At 69.6% G+C, this 598-nt stretch carries 1 protein-coding gene; it reads left to right on the top strand.

Going from position 1 to position 598, the window contains the following annotated elements:
• Positions 1-134: 134 nt before the first annotated feature.
• Positions 135-482: a DUF2934 domain-containing protein gene (locus EN925_RS38725; protein WP_027160800.1), complete on the top strand. Its 348-nt coding sequence runs from the start codon at positions 135-137 to the stop codon at positions 480-482.
• Positions 483-598 lie beyond the last annotated feature (116 nt).

Raw genomic sequence — 598 nt, 5'->3', positions numbered from 1 at the left:
GCCCTATTCCGGCGGCCCGAGACGGCAATGCCAGTAGCCCCCGCGCGCCGCCGGCATGGCGATCCGATCGCGTGGATTTTCCGGAGCGTCCGCATTGTCGCGGCGTTCAACCCTGACCCCAAGGAGGACTGACCATGAGCGACGACCGGGACGACAGAATTCGTGAGCGCGCCTACCAGATCTGGGAACGGGAAGGCCGCATGCAGGGCGACCCCGAGCGGCACTGGCACCAGGCCGAGGCCGAGATCGACCGCGAGGGAGCCCTGCCGCTGACGGCGGGCGACGCGCTGCCTGAAACCGGCGAGATCGCCAGCTCCGACGTGCTGGAGGTCGAGGCGCTGGCGGTGCGCACCGGCATCTCCGGCGACGAGGCACAGGAACTGCTCGACCGCCTGGGCAACGACCGCGCCGCGGTCGAGCAAGCCGCGCGCAGCCTGAAGGCCAAAGGGCGGCGAAACCCCGATGAGGGACTGGCGAAATAGTCGGAAGACGAAAAATGCCGGCTAGGCTGCGACGGCTGATCGGCACGAAAAGCCCGCGCCTCTGGCGGAGGACGCGGGCCGATCGGAGGGCCGATCTTCGGCAGGCGATGGAGGGC

Origin of the sequence: Mesorhizobium sp. M7A.F.Ca.US.006.04.2.1, assembly GCF_004022915.1 — a bacterium.
In the GTDB taxonomy this organism is placed as follows: domain Bacteria; phylum Pseudomonadota; class Alphaproteobacteria; order Rhizobiales; family Rhizobiaceae; genus Mesorhizobium; species Mesorhizobium ciceri.
The sequence above is the reverse complement of the archived record's forward strand: the minus strand, read 5'-3'. Positions and strand labels throughout refer to the sequence as shown.